At 66.1% G+C, this 17,357-nt stretch carries 18 protein-coding genes and 2 tRNA genes; 13 read left to right on the forward strand and 7 right to left on the reverse strand.

Going from position 1 to position 17,357, the window contains the following annotated elements; translation table 11 throughout:
- Nucleotides 1-2: 2 nt before the first annotated feature.
- Genes yidD through rpmH form a run of 3 tightly spaced genes read right to left on the reverse strand, consistent with a single transcriptional unit; the run spans nt 3 to nt 849 of the window.
- The gene (gene yidD / locus DEU34_RS13105) at nt 3-359 is read right to left on the reverse strand and encodes a membrane protein insertion efficiency factor YidD (protein WP_121150961.1); all 357 of its coding nucleotides are present in this window, start codon (nt 357-359) and stop codon (nt 3-5) included.
- Nucleotides 356-688: a ribonuclease P protein component gene (gene rnpA, locus DEU34_RS13110; protein WP_121150963.1), complete on the reverse strand. Its 333-nt coding sequence runs from the start codon at nt 686-688 to the stop codon at nt 356-358. Before rnpA ends, yidD begins: the two co-directional genes overlap by 4 nt.
- Nucleotides 689-711: 23 nt before the next feature.
- On the reverse strand, nt 712-849 hold the full coding sequence (gene rpmH, locus DEU34_RS13115) for a 50S ribosomal protein L34 (protein WP_026302947.1): 138 nt from the start codon (nt 847-849) through the stop codon (nt 712-714).
- 299 nt (nt 850-1,148) lie between these two features.
- Here rpmH and dnaA point away from each other — a divergent pair, with 299 nt between their 5' ends.
- From dnaA to DEU34_RS13150, 7 genes are all read left to right on the forward strand, one after another.
- Nucleotides 1,149-2,597, forward strand: coding sequence for a chromosomal replication initiator protein DnaA (gene dnaA / locus DEU34_RS13120; protein ID WP_121150964.1), 1,449 nt, complete (start codon nt 1,149-1,151; stop codon nt 2,595-2,597).
- Nucleotides 2,598-3,026: 429 nt separating this feature from the next.
- Nucleotides 3,027-4,169: a DNA polymerase III subunit beta gene (dnaN, locus tag DEU34_RS13125; RefSeq protein ID WP_121150966.1), complete on the forward strand. Its 1,143-nt coding sequence runs from the start codon at nt 3,027-3,029 to the stop codon at nt 4,167-4,169.
- Nucleotides 4,170-4,197: 28 nt separating this feature from the next.
- Complete coding sequence (gene recF, locus DEU34_RS13130; protein WP_121150967.1) at nt 4,198-5,355, forward strand: DNA replication/repair protein RecF; 1,158 nt, start codon at nt 4,198-4,200, stop codon at nt 5,353-5,355.
- Complete coding sequence (locus DEU34_RS13135; RefSeq protein ID WP_121150969.1) at nt 5,348-5,839, forward strand: DUF721 domain-containing protein; 492 nt, start codon at nt 5,348-5,350, stop codon at nt 5,837-5,839. The genes recF and DEU34_RS13135 overlap by 8 nt, the downstream gene beginning before the upstream one ends.
- A 123-nt stretch (nt 5,840-5,962) precedes the next feature.
- Complete coding sequence (gene gyrB / locus DEU34_RS13140) at nt 5,963-8,002, forward strand: DNA topoisomerase (ATP-hydrolyzing) subunit B (protein WP_121150971.1); 2,040 nt, start codon at nt 5,963-5,965, stop codon at nt 8,000-8,002.
- 54 nt (nt 8,003-8,056) lie between these two features.
- The gene (gene gyrA / locus DEU34_RS13145) at nt 8,057-10,660 is read left to right on the forward strand and encodes a DNA gyrase subunit A (RefSeq protein ID WP_121150972.1); all 2,604 of its coding nucleotides are present in this window, start codon (nt 8,057-8,059) and stop codon (nt 10,658-10,660) included.
- Entirely contained in the window at nt 10,657-11,061 is a 405-nt protein-coding gene (locus tag DEU34_RS13150) for a DUF3566 domain-containing protein (protein WP_121150974.1), read from the forward strand. The genes gyrA and DEU34_RS13150 overlap by 4 nt, the downstream gene beginning before the upstream one ends.
- A gap of 13 nt (nt 11,062-11,074) precedes the next feature.
- Here the strand turns inward: DEU34_RS13150 and DEU34_RS13155 are convergent, their stop codons facing one another.
- On the reverse strand, nt 11,075-11,797 hold the full coding sequence (locus tag DEU34_RS13155) for a VIT family protein (RefSeq protein WP_121150976.1): 723 nt from the start codon (nt 11,795-11,797) through the stop codon (nt 11,075-11,077).
- A 118-nt stretch (nt 11,798-11,915) separates the two neighbouring features.
- Here DEU34_RS13155 and DEU34_RS13160 point away from each other — a divergent pair.
- The 3 genes from DEU34_RS13160 (at nt 11,916) to DEU34_RS13170 (ending at nt 13,644) form a co-directional block, all read left to right on the forward strand.
- A tRNA-Ile gene (locus DEU34_RS13160) sits at nt 11,916-11,989 on the forward strand.
- Nucleotides 11,990-11,999: 10 nt separating this feature from the next.
- Nucleotides 12,000-12,072, forward strand: a tRNA-Ala gene (locus DEU34_RS13165).
- 246 nt (nt 12,073-12,318) lie between these two features.
- The gene (locus tag DEU34_RS13170; protein WP_183042482.1) at nt 12,319-13,644 is read left to right on the forward strand and encodes an NtaA/DmoA family FMN-dependent monooxygenase; all 1,326 of its coding nucleotides are present in this window, start codon (nt 12,319-12,321) and stop codon (nt 13,642-13,644) included.
- 2 nt (nt 13,645-13,646) lie between these two features.
- Here the strand turns inward: DEU34_RS13170 and DEU34_RS13175 are convergent, their stop codons facing one another.
- On the reverse strand, nt 13,647-14,243 hold the full coding sequence (locus tag DEU34_RS13175) for a TetR/AcrR family transcriptional regulator (RefSeq protein WP_121150980.1): 597 nt from the start codon (nt 14,241-14,243) through the stop codon (nt 13,647-13,649).
- A 39-nt stretch (nt 14,244-14,282) separates the two neighbouring features.
- On the opposite strand from DEU34_RS13175, the gene DEU34_RS13180 reads away from it, so the two are divergent.
- The gene (locus DEU34_RS13180; protein ID WP_121150982.1) at nt 14,283-14,705 is read left to right on the forward strand and encodes an NUDIX hydrolase; all 423 of its coding nucleotides are present in this window, start codon (nt 14,283-14,285) and stop codon (nt 14,703-14,705) included.
- Here the strand turns inward: DEU34_RS13180 and DEU34_RS13185 are convergent.
- Both DEU34_RS13185 and DEU34_RS13190 read right to left on the reverse strand, forming a co-directional pair.
- Complete coding sequence (locus DEU34_RS13185; RefSeq protein ID WP_259460161.1) at nt 14,702-15,184, reverse strand: aminoacyl-tRNA deacylase; 483 nt, start codon at nt 15,182-15,184, stop codon at nt 14,702-14,704. The genes DEU34_RS13180 and DEU34_RS13185 overlap by 4 nt on opposite strands.
- Complete coding sequence (locus DEU34_RS13190; RefSeq protein ID WP_121151573.1) at nt 15,181-15,762, reverse strand: DNA helicase; 582 nt, start codon at nt 15,760-15,762, stop codon at nt 15,181-15,183. The genes DEU34_RS13185 and DEU34_RS13190 overlap by 4 nt, the downstream gene beginning before the upstream one ends.
- 101 nt (nt 15,763-15,863) lie before the next feature.
- On the opposite strand from DEU34_RS13190, the gene DEU34_RS13195 reads away from it, so the two are divergent.
- Nucleotides 15,864-16,421, forward strand: a complete 558-nt coding sequence (locus DEU34_RS13195) for a peptidylprolyl isomerase (RefSeq protein ID WP_121150985.1) — start codon at nt 15,864-15,866, stop codon at nt 16,419-16,421.
- Nucleotides 16,422-16,431: 10 nt separating this feature from the next.
- Entirely contained in the window at nt 16,432-17,355 is a 924-nt protein-coding gene (locus DEU34_RS13200) for a rhomboid family intramembrane serine protease (RefSeq protein WP_121150987.1), read from the forward strand.
- Nucleotides 17,356-17,357 lie beyond the last annotated feature (2 nt).

Here is a 17,357-nt window from a genome sequence, read left to right on the forward strand (position 1 = left end):
AGTCAGTCCTTTCCGGGGGGCACGACGAAGCCGTGCCGGGTGAGCTCATAGCGGAAGGCGCGGTGAGGCGGCACGTCGTCGATGCCACCCTGAGCCCAGGGATGACAGCGGGCGAGTCGCGCGGCCGCCAGAACCACGCCTTTCACGACCCCGTGCTGCTGCACCGCACCAACCGCGTACGCCGAACAGGAGGGGTAGTACTTGCACACGTCGCCGTAGACGTGGGAGATCGTTGCGCGATACGCGTGGAGCACACCCAGCGCCGTGTTGCGCGGAAGGAGAGGGGCCGAGCGCATGAGATCGGATGCGACCCAGTGCCCGTTCCCCGTCGACGAAGTGGGCAGAGTGGAGGCGCTCATGCGGCCCTCCGCTTCAGACAGCGGACGACGTCGTCGCGCAGTTCCGAGAAGTCCGCCGTCGCCGAACCGGGCAGAGCGCGGATGACGACATCCGCCCCGGGTCGGACGAGCTCGAGAGCCTCGGCGCAGACGGCTTTCAGCCGGCGCCGGACGAGATTGCGCGTGACCGCCGAACCGACCTGACGGCTCACGATGAAACCAAATCGTGCCGGCGCATCGCCGCCACCGCCCACGTAGGTGACGGTGTGCGTTCCCGCACACCGAGCACCGCGCCGGACGGTGGCTTTATAGTCCGATCCGCGCGTGAGTCGGTTCGGCTTCGCGAGCACGGGGTGGGTGAGACCGAGTGAGGTCAGGCCGAGAGCTCGGTGCGCCCCTTGGCGCGCCGAGCCGAGAGGATGGCGCGACCGGCACGCGTGTGCATGCGGGCACGGAAGCCGTGCTTCTTGGCGCGACGGCGGTTGTTGGGCTGGAACGTACGCTTGCTCATGAGATAACTCCGGTATCGGATGCCGCCCGGGCGATCATCCGGGCCCAGACGGTGGGGACTGCCACGAGGGCATAAGTCAACCGACTAAGACTAAGCCGGACTTCCCGAGAACTCAAACCCGATCGAGGCCAAAGAGCGATTATCCCCAACCTGTGGGGTTCCCCCTGGCAATGACACGCCGCCCGGATCTACAGTGGGTTTTGCTCTCGTGACGACCGCTGACTAACGTGTGTCTCCGATAGTTATCCACAGGTTCGGCGCGCCCGTCGATCTGAGACGCGCGAGCTCCCGGGGGGACGATGTCACCGAACGAGGTCGCCGACGTCCCCATTTGGCCCGCGGTTCTCGAGATGCTCGACCGTGACGACCGCGTGACTCCCCAGCTCCGCGGGTTTCTCAACCTCGTCGTTCCCAGCGGCGTCTACGCCGGCGTTCTGTACCTCGACGTACCGAACGATCTGACCGCGGCGCAGATCAACAAGCGTCTTCGACTTCCTCTGCTGGAAGCCCTCACCCGCGTCGACGCACCCGAACCCGCCGCATCCTTCCGGGTCGCCGTGAACCCCGACCTCATCGACGCTCATCTCAGCTCGCCGGCGAACTCGCCGCATCCGGAGATCGATCACGAACCGGCGCCGGCACCTGCGCCCGCGACGGTTCCCCACTCGCGCCCGAACATGGACGACACGTCCGAGTCCGCATCCCCCGCCTCGCGCAACGACACCCGTCTCAACCCGAAGTACACGTTCGACAACTTCGTCATCGGGCAGTCCAACCGTTTCGCGCACGCCGCGGCGGTCGCCGTCGCCGAGGCACCCGCGAAGGCGTACAACCCTCTCTTCATCTACGGCGACTCCGGATTGGGCAAGACCCACCTTCTCCACGCCATCGGCGACTACGCGGTGAGCATGTACGCCGGCATCCGCGTGCGCTACGTCTCCAGCGAAGAGTTCACGAACGACTTCATCAATTCGATCGTGAACAACCGCGGATCGGCGTTCCAGGCCAGATATCGCGATGTCGACATCCTGCTGATCGACGACATCCAGTTCCTGCAGGGTCGGGCCGAGACCCAGGAAGCGTTCTTCCACACCTTCAATACGCTCCACGACCACGACAAGCAGGTCGTGATCACCAGCGACGTGCCCCCCAAGCACCTCACCGGCTTCGAAGACCGCATGCGCAGCCGCTTCGAGTGGGGCCTCATCACCGACGTGCAGGCACCCGACCTCGAGACGCGTATCGCCATCCTGCGCAAGAAGGCGCAGAGCGAGCGACTGGAGATTCCCGACGAGGTCATGGAGTACATCGCGACCGTTGTCTCGTCGAACATCCGTGAACTCGAGGGCGCACTCATCCGTGTCTCGGCGTTCGCCAGTCTGAACCGTTCGACGCTCGACATGTCACTCGCCCAGACGGTGCTGCGCGACATCATCGATCAGGACGACCAGAACGTCGTCTCGCCGACCGACATCATCACGGCGACCGCCCAGTACTTCAAGCTCTCGGTCGACGATCTCTACGGGTCCAGTCGCTCGCAGTCGATCGCGATCGCCCGTCAGATCGCGATGTACCTGTGCCGCGAGCGCACGAGCCTGTCTCTGCCGAAGATCGGTCAGCTGTTCGGAAACCGCGACCACACCACGGTGATGTACGCCTACAAGAAGATCAGCGACCTCATGAAGGAGCGCCGGTCGATCTACAACCAGGTGACGGAGATCACCACGCAGCTCGGCCGATCGCGCTGACCCCTCGCGTGAGCCCCCGCGACCCTTCCGCGGGTCTCGGGGGCTTTTTCGTGCGCTCGAGGCCCCTCGGAGGCGTTCTGAGAGGGCGTTCTGCACATGTGGAAAACGTGTGGATAACTTCGATTTCCCGTGCGCGGGATGTGCACGGATCCGACGGACCTGTGGACAGAGCCTCGGATGCTGTGATCCCGACGACGACACGTTGGGGGCGGTTTCCTCACCGGATCCACATCTCACACGCGTGTAGTTCCCATGTCGCGACAGGTATCCACCGAGTTGTCCACAGTTTCCACAGCTGTTAACAAGATGAAGAACAAAAATTGTTAAGCAAGCCGGGTCGATCACCTTTACGACGGGAACGGGCTTTCCGGATCATCCGGGAGCGGGCACTAGCATGAGTAACCCAAGCCCGACGTCGAGGGAGCACCCGTGAAATTTCACGTCAATCGTGATGTGTTCAGCGAAGCCGTGTCGTTCGTCGTCAAGCTCCTGCCGCAGCGGAACCCGCAGCCGATCCTTGCGGGAGTCTTGATCGAAGCGAGCGACGAAGGTCTGTCACTGGCCGCTTTCGACTACGAAGCATCCGCCCGCACCACCATCGAGGCGACCGTCGACGAACCGGGCACGATCCTCGTACACGGGCGTCTGCTGTCCGATATCGCGAGCCGCCTACCGAACGCGCCGATCCAGATCGTCGTCGACGACGACGGCGGAATCGTGCTCACCTGCGGTTCGGCACGTTTCACACTGGCATCGATGCCGGTTCAGGAATATCCCGCCATCCCCGAGGTCAACGGCGAATCCGGTCTCGTCCCCTCCGAAGACTTCGCGACGGCCATCGCGCAGGTCGCCTTCGCCGCGTCGCGCGATGATGTCACCCCGGTTCTCACCGGCGTGCAGCTCGAAGTGTCGGGAACGCGCTTGAGCCTGGTGGCCACAGACCGCTACCGCGTCGCGCTTCGTGACATCCCCTGGGACGGCGGAACGTCGGCCTCCGACGAGCCGACCACCGCCCTCGTCCCGGCACGAACCCTGCAGGAGGTCGGGAAGACCTTCGCCCACGGTGGTGACATCTCGATCGCCTTCTCCGGGTCGGGCGACCGCGAGATCATCGCGTTCACCGCGGGTAACAAGACCGTGACGTCGCTGCTGATCAAGGGCAACTTCCCGCCGGTCCGCCGTCTTTTCCCCGAAGCGACCGAGCACCACGCGGTCGTCAACACCGCCGAGCTCGCCGAAGCGGTTCGTCGTGTCGCACTCGTGCTCGACCGTTCCGCACCGCTGCGTTTCACGTTCACCGCCGACGGCGTGTCGATGGATGCGTCCGGCACCGAGCAGGCGCGCGCCTCCGAATCGGTCGACGCGACTCTCGTCGGCGAGGACGTCACCCTCGGGCTCAACCCGCAGTACCTGCTCGAGTCGCTCGGTGCGGTCCGCAGCGAGTTCGCGCGGGTCACCTTCACGTCGAGCGAGAACGCCAACAAGCTCAGCCCCGTGCTGGTCACGCCCCAGACGTCGGGCGGCGAGGAGTCGTTCAAGTACCTGCTGCAGCCGAACCTCCTCCTGCGCTGACGTCGGACGTCGCGGGTAGGCTTCCCCGGTGATCGTGGAGCAGCTGAGTCTCGTCGACTTCCGCAACTACGCGGTCGCCGACGTGTCGCTCGGTCCCGGCGCCAACGTGTTCGTCGGTCGCAACGGCCAGGGAAAGACGAATCTGGCCGAGGCGATCGCCTATCTCGCCACCCTCGGGTCGCACCGGGTATCCAACGATGCCCCCCTGGTGCGCGACGGCGCGGAGGCCGCCATCGTCCGCGCGCGCCTCGCGCACGGCGAGAGGAGCGTGCTGCTCGAACTGCAGGTCAACCGCCAGGGTGCCAACAAGGCCCGGATCAACGGCGCGGCCGTGAAGACGGCGGAGCTGCCGCGGTACGCGCAGGTCATCCTGTTCGCCCCCGAAGATCTCCAGATCGTACGAGGAGACCCGTCCGCCCGTCGCAGATTCGCCGATCAGCTGCTCGTGCAGCGCACTCCCCGTCTTGCGGGTGTGCTCGGCGACTACGACCGCGTGCTCAAGCAGCGCACCGCCCTGCTCAAATCTGCGAGAGCACGGGGCGTACGCGGCGATGCCCTGTCCACTCTCGACGTGTGGGACGACAAACTCGTCGCGCTCGGCACCGAGGTCATCGAGGCGAGGCTTTCGCTCGCTCGTGATCTCGCGGCCCCCGTCGCCGCCGCCTACACCGCTATCGCGGGCGCCGATCACGATCCGCGCCTCGATTGGGCGCTCTCGGTACGCGGCGGAGACCCCGAAGACGATGAGTCGATCGACGGTGAATCTCTCGACTCGGGTTCTCTGGCCGAGCAGTTCCGCGCCGCCCTCGCCGCGCGACGTCCCGCCGAGCTCGAGAGAGGGCTGACCCTCGTCGGCCCGCATCGCGATGATCTGGTGCTGCGCGTGCGCGGCCTGCCGGTGAAAGGTTATGCCTCGCACGGCGAATCGTGGTCGGTCGCGCTCGCCCTGCGACTCGCGTCAGCGGAGCTGCTGCGGGCGGAGTCGCGTCTGGGTGATCCGGTGCTCATCCTCGACGACGTTTTCGCGGAGCTCGACGCCGGACGTCGGTCGCGGCTCGCCGATCTGGTCGGCGGCTATGAGCAGGTCATCGTGACCTCGGCGGTGGAAGAAGACGTGCCCGACGCGCTCCGTGCGCGCCTCGTGCGGGTCGATTCCGGACGGATCGTCGAGACGCCCGATGTCTGATGAGGTCGATCTCCCCGAATCGATGGCGACGTACCTCCGCCTGCGCGGACTGGAGCCTTCTCCCTACCGTCGCAAGCGCCGGCAGCGACGCTCGGCCGACTCCGAGGAGAACGTCCCTTTCTCGGCCGGCCGCGATCCCCACGGTGTCGGCGATGTGCTCGCCGACTTGACGCGGACGGCCGGATGGAACTCCGCCCTCGCCCGCGAAGACCTCGTCCGCACGTGGGACGACGTGGCCGGCGACGAGACGGCCAAGCACACGCGGCCGGTGGCACTCGACGCCGGGATGCTGACGGTGCAGGCCGATTCGACGGCATGGGCCAAGCAACTCCAGCTCATGCGCGCGCAGATCCTGTCGGAGATCGTCCGGCGGTTCCCGGAGGCGGGGGTCGACAGCATCCGGTTCATCGGACCTGACGTCCCCTCTTGGAAATGGGGTCCCAGAGCGATTCAGGGCCGTGGTCCGCGCGATACCTACGGTTGAGCCAGGTCCGATCTTGGTTACGGCGTTTTCATCGCGTCACAGAGGCGTATAGGCGTCGGGATCCTGTCGGCACAGGGTAGACTGGCCGAGTTACCGATGACCGATGTGGAGCGCGCGAAACCTATGACGTCCGTGAACCCCGACAGCGTTCCTGAAGAACCCGAATCCCGGCCCGCAGAGAAAGTCCACAACGACTACGGCGCCGATGAGATCCAGGTACTCGAAGGGCTCGAGGCGGTTCGCAAGCGCCCCGGCATGTACATCGGCTCCACCGGTGCCCGCGGACTCCACCACCTGGTGTACGAGATCGTCGACAACTCGGTCGACGAGGCCCTGGCCGGCTACTGCGACACCATCGAGGTGACCATCCTCGAAGACGGCGCCGTCCGCGTCGTCGACAACGGTCGAGGCATTCCCGTCGACATGCATCGCACCGAGGGCAAGTCGACGGTGGAGGTCGTCCTCACCGTGCTGCACGCCGGCGGCAAGTTCGGCGGTGGCGGATACGCGGTGTCCGGTGGTCTGCACGGTGTCGGCTCGTCGGTCGTCAACGCCCTCTCCTCGCGTCTCGAGGTCGCCGTCCAGCGCCAGGGCTACTTCTGGCGCCAGTCGTACCGCAACGGCGGCGTGCCCGAGGCACCCCTCGCCCAGGCCGAGCCGAGCGACGCGACCGGTACGACCATCACGTTCTGGCCGGATGCCACGATCTTCGACACGGTCGACTTCGACTACGAGACCCTTCGCACGCGCTTCCAGCAGATGGCCTTCCTGAACAAGGGGCTCCGCATCACGTTGCGCGACGAGCGTCCGGATGCCATCTCGGTCGAGGCGAGCGAAGACGGCGAAGAGACGCCGCACCACCCGAACGACAGCTTCCTGTACGAGCGCGGACTGGTCGACTACGTCGAGTACCTGAACAAGGTGCGCCGCGCAGACGTCGTCAACGACGTGATCATCGACTTCGAATCCGAAGACACCGAGCGCAAGATCGCGCTCGAGATGGCCATGCAGTGGACGACGAGCTACACGGAGAACGTCTTCACGTTCGCCAACACGATCAACACCCACGAGGGCGGAACGCACGAAGAAGGTTTCCGTGCGGCCCTCACGGCCCTGGTCAACAAATATGCACGCGCGAACAACCTCCTGAAGGAGAAAGACGAGAACCTCTCCGGCGAGGACGTTCGCGAGGGACTCACGGCCGTCATCTCGGTGAAGCTCTCCGAGCCGCAGTTCGAGGGTCAGACGAAGACCAAGCTCGGCAACACCGAGGCGAAGGCGTACGTGCAGAAGGCCGTGGGCGACCGCTTGGGCGACTGGTTCGATCGCAATCCCACGCAGGCCAAGAACGTGGTCCGCAAGGCGATGGATGCGAACACCGCTCGTCTCGCGGCACGCAAGGCGCGCGAGACCGCGCGTCGCAAGAGTGTTTTCGAGTCGGCGTCCATGCCCGACAAGCTCAAGGACTGCACGAGCAAAGACCCCAAGATCAGCGAGATCTTCCTCGTCGAGGGAGACTCGGCCGGCGGTTCGGCGGTACAGGGTCGCGACCCGCACATCCAGGCGATCCTGGCTCTCCGCGGCAAGATCCTCAACGTCGAGCGCGCGCGTCTGGATCGTGCACTCGGCAACAACGAGGTGCAGGCCATGATTCAGGCCTTCGGCACCGGCATCGGCGAGGACTTCGACATCGAGAAGGCGCGGTATCACAAGATCGTGCTGATGGCCGATGCCGACGTCGACGGTCAGCACATCACCACCCTGCTTCTCACGCTGCTGTTCCGGTACATGCGGGGTCTCATCGAGGCGGGATTCGTCTACCTCGGTCAGCCGCCGCTCTACCGCCTGAAGTGGTCGAACTCTCCGCACGAGTACGTGTACAGCGATCGTGAGCGCGACGCGTTGCTCGCGGAGGGCATCGCCAGCGGCAAGCGTGTACCCAAGGACAACGGCATCCAGCGCTACAAGGGTCTCGGCGAGATGAACGCCAAGGAACTGTGGGAGACCACGATGGACCCCCAGACGCGCACCCTCCTCCAGGTGACGATCGACGACGCCGCGGCGGCGGACGAGATCTTCTCCGTCCTCATGGGCGAAGACGTCGAGTCGCGTCGCGGTTTCATCCAGCGCAACGCCAAAGACGTGCGCTTCCTCGACATCTGACGCGTTCACTCGCGCCCCGGGGCAAGCTCCGGGACCGATCAACGGAAAGAACACATGGCTGACGAAGAACGCTCGACCCCCGAGCACAACCACGGCCGCATCGACCAGGTCGATCTGCAGCTCGAGATGCAGCGGAGCTATCTCGACTACGCGATGAGTGTCATCGTCGGTCGCGCGCTGCCGCGTGTCGAAGACGGCCTCAAGCCCGTGCACCGCCGCGTGATCTACGGCATGTACGACGGCGGCTTCCGTCCCGACAAGTCGTTCTCCAAATGCGCCCGTGTCGTGGGCGAGGTCATGGGGCAGTACCACCCGCACGGCGACGCCCCGATCTACGACGCGCTCGTGCGGCTGGTCCAGCCGTGGTCGTTGCGTTACCCCCTCGCTCTCGGACAGGGCAACTTCGGCTCCCCGGGCAATCAGGGTGCGGCCGCCCCGCGCTACACCGAGACGAAGATGGCTCCCCTCGCGCTCGAAATGGTGCGCGACATCGAAGAAGAGACCGTCGACTTCGAGGACAACTACGACGGGCAGACCCAGGAGCCCGTCGTGCTCCCGGCGCGCTTCCCGAACCTGCTGGTCAACGGCTCGGTGGGTATCGCCGTCGGCATGGCGACCAACATCCCGCCTCACAACCTGCGCGAGGTCGCCGCCGGTGCGCTCTGGGCGCTCGAGCGCCCAGAGGCCAGTCGCGAGGAGCTGCTCGAAGCGCTCATGGAGCGCATCCCCGGGCCCGACTTCCCCACCGCGGCGCAGATCCTCGGAACGCGCGGCATCAAAGACGCGTACCGCACGGGTCGCGGCTCGATCACGATGCGCGCCGTCGTCAACGTCGAGGAGATCCAGGGCCGTACGTGCCTCGTGATCACCGAACTGCCCTATCAGGTCAACCCCGACAACGTCGCGGTGAAGATCCGCGACCTGGCGCGGGATGGCAAGATCACCGGGATCGCCGACATCCGCGACGAGAGCTCCGACCGCACCGGTCAGCGCCTGGTGATCGTGCTCAAGCGCGATGCGGTGGCCAAGGTCGTGCTGAACAACCTGTACAAGCACACGCAGCTGCAGGACAACTTCGGCGCCAACATGCTTGCGATCGTCGACGGAGTGCCCCGCACCCTGCCGCTCGACGGCTTCATCAGCTACTGGATCGCGCACCAGATCGACGTCATCGTGCGACGCACGACCTTCCGTCTGCGGAAGGCCGAGGAGCGCGCTCACATCCTGCGCGGGTACCTCAAGGCCCTCGATGCCCTCGATGAGGTCATCGCGCTCATCCGGCGCTCCCCCACGGTGGACGACGCCCGCACCGGCTTGATCGAGCTGCTCGACATCGACGGTCTCCAGGCCGACGCCATCCTCCAGATGCAGCTGCGCCGACTGGCTGCTCTCGAGCGCCAGAAGATCATCGACGAGGCGACCGAGCTCGAGCTGCAGATCGCCGATTTCAAGGCCATCCTCGCCGACCCCGCCCGCCAGCGTTCCATCATTCGCGACGAGCTCACCGAGATCGTGGCGAAGTACGGCGACGACCGTCGTACCGAGATCCTTCCGGGCTACGACGGCGACATGTCGATCGAAGACCTCATTCCCGAGGAAGAGATGGTCGTCACCGTCACGCGCGAGGGCTACATCAAGCGCACACGTAGCGACAACTACCGCTCGCAGCACCGCGGCGGCAAGGGCGTGAAGGGCGCGCAGCTGCGAGCCGACGACGTGGTCGAGCACTTCTTCGTCACCACCACGCACCACTGGCTGCTCTTCTTCACCAACAAGGGTCGCGTCTACCGGTCGAAGGCCTACGAGGTTCCGGAAGCCGGTCGCGACGCGAAGGGTCAGCATGTTGCGAACCTGCTCGCGCTGCAGCCCGACGAAGAGATCGCCCAGATCCTCGACATCCGCGACTACAACGTCGCGACCTACCTCGTCCTGGCCACGCGCGGCGGTCTCGTCAAGAAGACGCGACTGACCGAATACGACACCAACCGTCAGGGCGGTGTCATCGCCATCAAGCTGCGCGGCGCAGACGAGGAGGACGGCGACGAGCTCGTCAGCGCCCTGCTCACCGATGAGGGTGATGACGTCTTCCTCATCAGCCGGCACGGCATGTCACTCCGTTTCACGGCGACCGACGACTCGTTGCGTCCCATGGGACGTGCCACCGAGGGTGTGAAGGGCATGTCGTTCCGCGGCGACGACAGCCTGCTGTCCGCGTCCCTCGTCAGTGACGACGGATTCGTCTTCGTCGTGACCGAGGGAGGCTACGCCAAGCGCACCGCGGTCGACCAGTACCGCACCCAGAGCCGCGGCGGACTCGGCATCAAAGTCGCGCGTCTGAGCGACGATCGAGGCGATCTCGCGGGCGGTCTCATCGCCTCCGCGGACGACGAGATCCTTGTGGTTCTTGCCAGCGGCAAGGTGGTACGCTCTGCCGTGGCCGAGGTGCCCGCCAAGGGTCGTGACACGATGGGAGTCGTGTTCGCACGTGCCGGAGGCGATGATCGCATCATCGCGATCGCCCGGAACGGAGAGCGCGGCCTGGCCGAAGCATCCGAATCCGACGGAGATGCCGACCCGGTCGCAGATCCTGCACCCGAGCCCACAACCGAGTCTGTCGAAGAGCCGACCGAGACACCTGAGGAAAGCGCGGACGAATGAGCACGGTAGCCGACAAGCTCGCCAAGAAATCGACGCACAAGACCACCGCGAAGCAGGTTCGCCTACGTCTGGTCTACGTCGACTTCTGGTCGGCGGTGAAGCTGTCGTTCCTCGCGGCGGTCGCGCTCGCGATCGTCACCGTGGTGTCGTTCTTCCTGGTCTTCATGGTCGTCAACACGACGGGTCTGATCGATCAGGTCGATGAGTTCTTCACGAGCTTCTCCGACGGCGGTGTGTCGATCAAGACCTTCGTCGGTCTGCCGCAGGTGATGGCATTCGCAGCGATCGTCGCCATCCTGAACCTCATCGTCGTGACCGTGCTCGGCGCGGTCATCGCGGGTATCTACAACCTCGCCGTCAAGGTGAGCGGCGGTCTGCTCGTGGGCTTCACCTCGAACTGATCCTGTCGCGGCGTCACACGACGCCGGTGGTTCCGAGGAGAGCGCCGATCGCGTAGGTGGCTGCCAGCGCCAGCGCGCCGCCGACGACGAGACGCACGACGGCCCGGGGAGCGGAAGAGCCACCGAGTCGCGCGCTGACCGTGCCGGTGAATGCCAGGGCGACGAGAACGGCGATGGCCGTGACGGGCACGCGCCATTCGGGCGCGGGCAGCAGGATCGCCAGAAGCGGGAGCAGTGCTCCGACGGTGAATGCGAGCGCGGATGACGCGGCGGCCTGCCAGGGGCTGACGAGGTCGTCCTGATCGATGTGGAGCTCGACCTCGAGGTGCGCGGCGAGTGCGTCGTGCGCGGTCAGCTCTCGGGCGACCTGTGCGGCCGTCGACTCCGTCAGCCCGCGGCGGCGGTACATCAGCGCCAGCTCCGCCAGCTCCTCCTCCGGCATATCTCGCAGCTCTCGCTTCTCTTTCGCGATGAGCGCACGTTCGCTGTCGCGCTGACTGCTCACCGAGACGTACTCGCCCAAGGCCATCGAGGTGGCGCCACCCACGAGCCCGGCGACACCGGCGGCGAGGATCGCGGGTATGCCGGCTCCGGCGCCCGCGACACCGACGACGAGCGACGCGACGGAGACGATGCCGTCGTTCGCACCGAGCACGCCGGCTCGCAGCCAGTTGAGTCGGCGACCGATCCCCGTGCCGTGTTCTTCGCCGTCGTGTGCGGGAGCGTCAGAGGTCACGTGATCAGTGAACCAAACCGCCGCGCCGCACAGCGGACCGGCGCGGCACCGATTCGTGAATTCGCCGCGGTTCCGGTAAAGTCTTCGAGGTTGACGACATGTTGCGTCGATGTAGTTCGGGGCTATAGCTCAGGCGGTTAGAGCGCTTCACTGATAATGAAGAGGTCCCAGGTTCAAGTCCTGGTAGCCCCACAACAGCCCCGGGGCCTTAGCTCAGTTGGTAGAGCGCCTGCTTTGCAAGCAGGATGTCAGGAGTTCGAATCTCCTAGGCTCCACAGATGGGAAAGCGGTCGCCCGGCAGGGCGGCCGCTCTTTCGTTGTGTGCTTCGCCGAACTCGAGACCGTTACTCGCGTGACGAGGTCGCGTCATTCCCTCGAAACAACCGCGCTCTACCGTGTGAACTGACCGATTCACTTCGGGTCGGTCGCTCGGCACGCTCTCGTCATCGACGTCGTCATCGGTCGCACGAGAGAGCGAAGGAAGGATGCGGCGTGGATCGGATCTCGGTGGAGGGCTCGCGGTGAGTCTGCATTTCGGAGTCTTCGAGGTCTACGGACCCCAGATCGGCGGAACCCTCAGCTGGCCGCACCCGCTGAGCGACTCGATCGACTTCGCCGACCCGCAGCACTGGGTCGACATCGCGCGGATCATGGATCGCACCGGCTACGACTTCCTGTTCTTCGCCGACGGGTTCGGCTATCCCATCCTGGGCGATGACATCGCCCTGGGCGCGGTGGAGAGGGGGATCAACTTCTCGGGGTACGACCCGGCCGGCCTCGTGCCCATCCTGATGCACGAGACGACGGGGCTGGGCTTCGTGATCACGGCGAACACGGGCGTCGATCACCCGGTGCAGTTGGCGCGGCGGTTCTCGACCCTCGACGCGATCTCGAACGGACGGTTCGGCTGGAACGTGGTCACGGGTTCTTCGCAGAACGCCGTGGCCGAGCTCTTCGGTCACACCTCCATGGTTCCCCACGACGTGCGATACGCCATGGCGGCCGAATACGTCGAGCTCGCGAAGAGGTACTGGGAGGAGTCGTGGTCGGACGGCGCTCTCGTCGCCGACCCGGTGCGCGGGGTCTACGCGGAGCGGGCGGGAATCACCCGGGTGAAGTACGACGGGGAGCACTACCGCAGTGACGGATACTTCGGGGCCCCTCCGACGCGGCAGCGGACGCCCGTCATCTTCCAGGCGGGGACGTCACCGGCGGGTCGTGCCTTCGCGGCGACCCACGCCGAGTGCGTCTTCGTGCAGGCCACGGTTCCCGCGCACACCGCCCGCAACGTGGCGCACATCCGCGAGGTCGCCGCAGAGCAGGGGCGCGACGATCCGCGGATCATGTCGGGACTCACCGTCGTGGTCGCAGAGACGTCGGAGGAGGCGCACCGCCTGGCCGCGGAGTTCGACGCGATGCAGACCGATGATGTCGTCGCGACGCTGTACGCCGGCAATACCGGCATCGACCTCCTGGCCCTCGACCTCGACCTGACCCTTCACCAGGTGCTCGAGGCGGGCGGCCCCGTCGGTCAGATGGGCACGAGCAACATCGAACGGTACCTCGGTGCGAACGGCGCGCCCGCGCCGACCGTGCGCGAGATCATCGACGACCTGAAAGGAAAGGGAACCCGGGGGTTCCGCATCGTGGGAGATCCGCACGAGGTCGCTGATGGCATCGAGTCTCTGGCTGTCGAGACCGGGCTCGACGGCTTTCTCATCGAGCCCGTCTTCGGTACCCGCGACATCGCCGCTTTCGGAGAACTCGTGCTTCCGATCCTGCGCGAGCGCGGACGTCTGGCCGACCGCGTCGACGGCGACACGCTCCGTGAGCGGATGCGTCGGTGACCTCACTTAGCTGAGCGCTCGGAGGAGGCACCGCCGCCGAACATGGCGGCGACGGCGCGGTCGTGGGCCCCGTCGAGTTCGGCGGTGTCGGCGCCCTCGAGGAGCATGAACTGCAGGCCACGCCAGAGGGCGAGTAGCTGGGTGGCTTCGCGCCGCGCCACAGCGGGCTCACGTCCGTGCGCGAGGAAGAGGTCGGTGAGGCCGGCCGGCCATTCGGCTCCGACGGCTGCGATCTGGTTCCTGTTCTCGGCCGGCTCGCGCACGGCGATGGAGAACGACTCGAACAGCAACGCGACATAGGCCCGATGCTCCGCCGCGCGGATGGTGCGCCACCCGTGAGCGATGCGCTCCTCGAGACCGCCGTCGCCGTCTCTGAGCGCGGCCATCAGGCCATGCAGACCCGGGAACCGCTCGTAGGCCTCGAGGATGGCGGCGGTGAACAGTTCGTCCTTCGAACCGAAGTAGTACAGAAGCATCCGATTGTTCGATCCGATGTCTTTGGCCAGGCGCGAGAGGGAGATTCCGCCGACGCCGTGTTGCAGCATGTAGTCGGCCGCGAGCGAGAGAAGCCGAGCGGCTTCGGGTGAACGCGGTGCCATCACACTCGCCAGCTTAGGAGCCTGAGTAGTGTGGAGCGGATGGATACCAGGGTCGCCGCATACGCCGTCGTCATCAACGCCGATGATCGGATGCTGCTGGCGCACTGGAACGAAGGACGCCGAGCGGCGTGGACGCTCCCCGGCGGGGGCCTCGAGCCCGGTGAGGAGCCCGAGCACGCGGTGCGCCGTGAGGTGCGCGAAGAAACCGGCTATCGGGTTTCGGTCGACAGCCTGCTCGGCATCCACTCACGGGTGATCCCGGCGTCCAGTCGTTTGACGGCCGACGCTGCGGGACCGCTTCACACCCTGCGCATCGTGTATCGAGCGCGCGTCATCGGTGGGCGCCTGCGCAACGAGATCGACGGGTCGACCGATCGCGCAGCCTGGTTCGACCTGCCGGATGTGCGCCACCTGCAAAAGGTCAAGCTCGTCGAGATCGGCCTCAAGATGGCCGGCCGCTAGGAATCGGGAAGGTCGCCCGAGATGTCGGCGACCGTCGCGCTGTACGCCTCGATCACGGCGTCGGCATCGACGAACAGACTGTATCCGTGGGCCCCTGCCCCCATCGCGATCCGCGTGCCCACGATGCGCTCGTCGGCGAAGACGGGCCACTCGGTGGAGCTGCCGATCGGAACGATCGTGCCGCGCTCGTACCCGGTCGCCTGGAGGGCGAGCTCAGGTTCGGGCAGGCGGAGCTTGTTGACGCCGACGACCGCGCGGAGCTTGGGCCAGGAGATGGCCCGATCGCCCGGTATCAGAGCGAACAAGAAGGTGTCGTCGGAACGTTTGACGACCAGGGTCTTGACGATGTCGGCGGGACGGATCCCCAGGAGCGCGGCGGCCTCGACGAGGCTGTGGGCCGCGGGGCGCTCTCGCACCTCGATATCGAGCCCACGCTCGGCAGCCGCCGAGCGCACGCGCTCCGTGGGGTCCGGTGTCACGCGTCGGGGGCGCGCAGCGGGTCGTCGGCCACCCACAGCTCGTCGTCGGCGCGCAGGGTCTGCCATGCGGCGTAGGCCACGCCCACGGCAGCGGCGACACCGAGGATGATGGCGATCACGCCGCCGGCGCTGATCCCGTCGTGGTGGGGCTGCACGGAGAGCTTCTTCGAGAGCTTCCGCGTTGCCTTCTTGCTGTACTTATCGGCGCGCTTGGCGTACTTCTTCGCGTCGGGGAGCTCGAGGCCGCGTCCCTTGGCGATGCGGTCGCGGGTGTCGTGCGCGGCATCCCACACCGACAGTGCGGAGCCGACGACGGCGCCGGCAGCCGGCACGACCTTGTCGGACAGCACGTGCTTGGAGTAGCCGACGCTGCGGTCGACGTAGGGAGCTGCGTACTTCTGGTACGAATCCTGAACGGTGGGTACGACCTGCTCGCGGCCGAAGTAACCCAACTGGCGTCCGGCTTCACGCGCGACGTGCGCGCTCTCCCCGACGAGGACCTGCTGCGATTCCCACAGCTTCGATGCCTGATCCTGAAGCTTGCGGAGTTGCTTTTTGCGCTTACGGCTGAGGCTCACGATGATGCCCTCCCGGATAGATGGGACGTGTGCACCCATACTGCCAGAAGCGGGCTTGTCCGGACGGAGGGGCTTGCTTATAACTCTGCGAGAATGTACCCATGCCTATCCACAGCGCGGTTGCGACCATCCACACCAACCACGGCGACATCGTCGTGAACCTCTTCGGAGACCAGGCACCCCGCACGGTGCAGAACTTCGTGGGACTCTCCGACGGTTCGCAGGCGTGGACCGACCCGGGAACCGGCAAGCCGGGAAAGGGCGCGCTCTACTCCGACGTGATCTTCCACCGCATCATCCCGAACTTCATGATCCAGGGCGGCGACCCCCTCGGACAGGGCATCGGCGGCCCGGGCTACAACTTCGACGACGAGATCAGCCCCGAGCTCGACTTCGCCGCTCCGTACAAGCTCGCGATGGCAAACGCCGGCCTGCGCCGCAACGCCATCACCGGCAAGGCCGAGGGAACCAACGGCTCGCAGTTCTTCATCACGACCGACCCGACCCCGTGGCTGCAGGGCAAGCACACCATCTTCGGCGAGGTCGCCGACGACGCGTCGAAGGCCGTCGTCGACGCAATCGCCGCCGTACCGACCGGTGCCGGCGACCGTCCGGTCGAGCCCGTCGTGATCTCGTCGATCGACGTCGTCTCCGTCTGATCGCACACCGGTGACCACGGACGAGTTCCGTCGCAACCGCGACAACTTCTGCTACCGGCACCCCGACCGGCAGAGCTTCGTGCTGTGCCAGCGGTGCATGCGCACGATCTGCCCCGAATGCCAGACGCAGGGTGCTGTCGGGGTCATCTGCCCCGAGTGCATGGCGGAGCAGCGGAAGGCTCGCACTCCCGTGCAGCGCAAGGCCGAGCGTCGCTGGGCGCGGAGGCCGCAGGCCCTCGCCACCGTGTCGAGCGGACGACCCGTGGTCACCCTCGCGATCATCGCGATCACCGCGCTGTTCTACATCCTCACGCTGATCCCGGGCTACGGCCCGGTGATCCAGTCGATGCTGGTGTTCAACAGCGCATTCGTCTCGCCCGGTTACCCGTTCCAGCCGTGGCGGGTGCTCACCGCAGCACTCGCGCACGCGAGCTTCCTGCACCTGGCCCTGAACATGTTCACTCTGTGGATCCTCGGTCGCAGTCTCGAGCCGTTGCTGGGTAGGGGGCGTTTCCTCGCGCTGTACCTGATCAGTGCGGTCGGCGGATCGGTGGCCGTGACGCTGCTCGCGCCGCTGACCAGTGTCGTCGGGGCGTCGGGCGCGATCTTCGGCCTCTTCGGCGCGCTGCTCGTCATCGGGCGCCACATCGGTGCCGACATCCGCGTGATCGCCGTGCTGATCGGAATCAACTTCGCTTTCCCGTTCGTGCTCGCCCTGATCAACTCGATCGGCTCGGGCTCTTTCGTCGAGCAGCTGAACGCCGTCGGCATCTCCTGGCAGGCGCACCTCGGTGGCCTGGTCGTGGGAGCACTCGTCGGGTTCGTCTACGCGAGAACACGAGCTGCGAAGCAGCGACCCCTGCAGATCGGGTCGCTCGTCGTCGTCGGCGTCGTGCTCGTCGGTCTCCTCGCCGTGCCGTCATTGGTCGGCTGAGA

The sequence above is a fragment of the Microbacterium sp. AG1240 genome (assembly GCF_003635115.1).
Classification (GTDB): Bacteria; Actinomycetota; Actinomycetes; order Actinomycetales; family Microbacteriaceae; genus Microbacterium.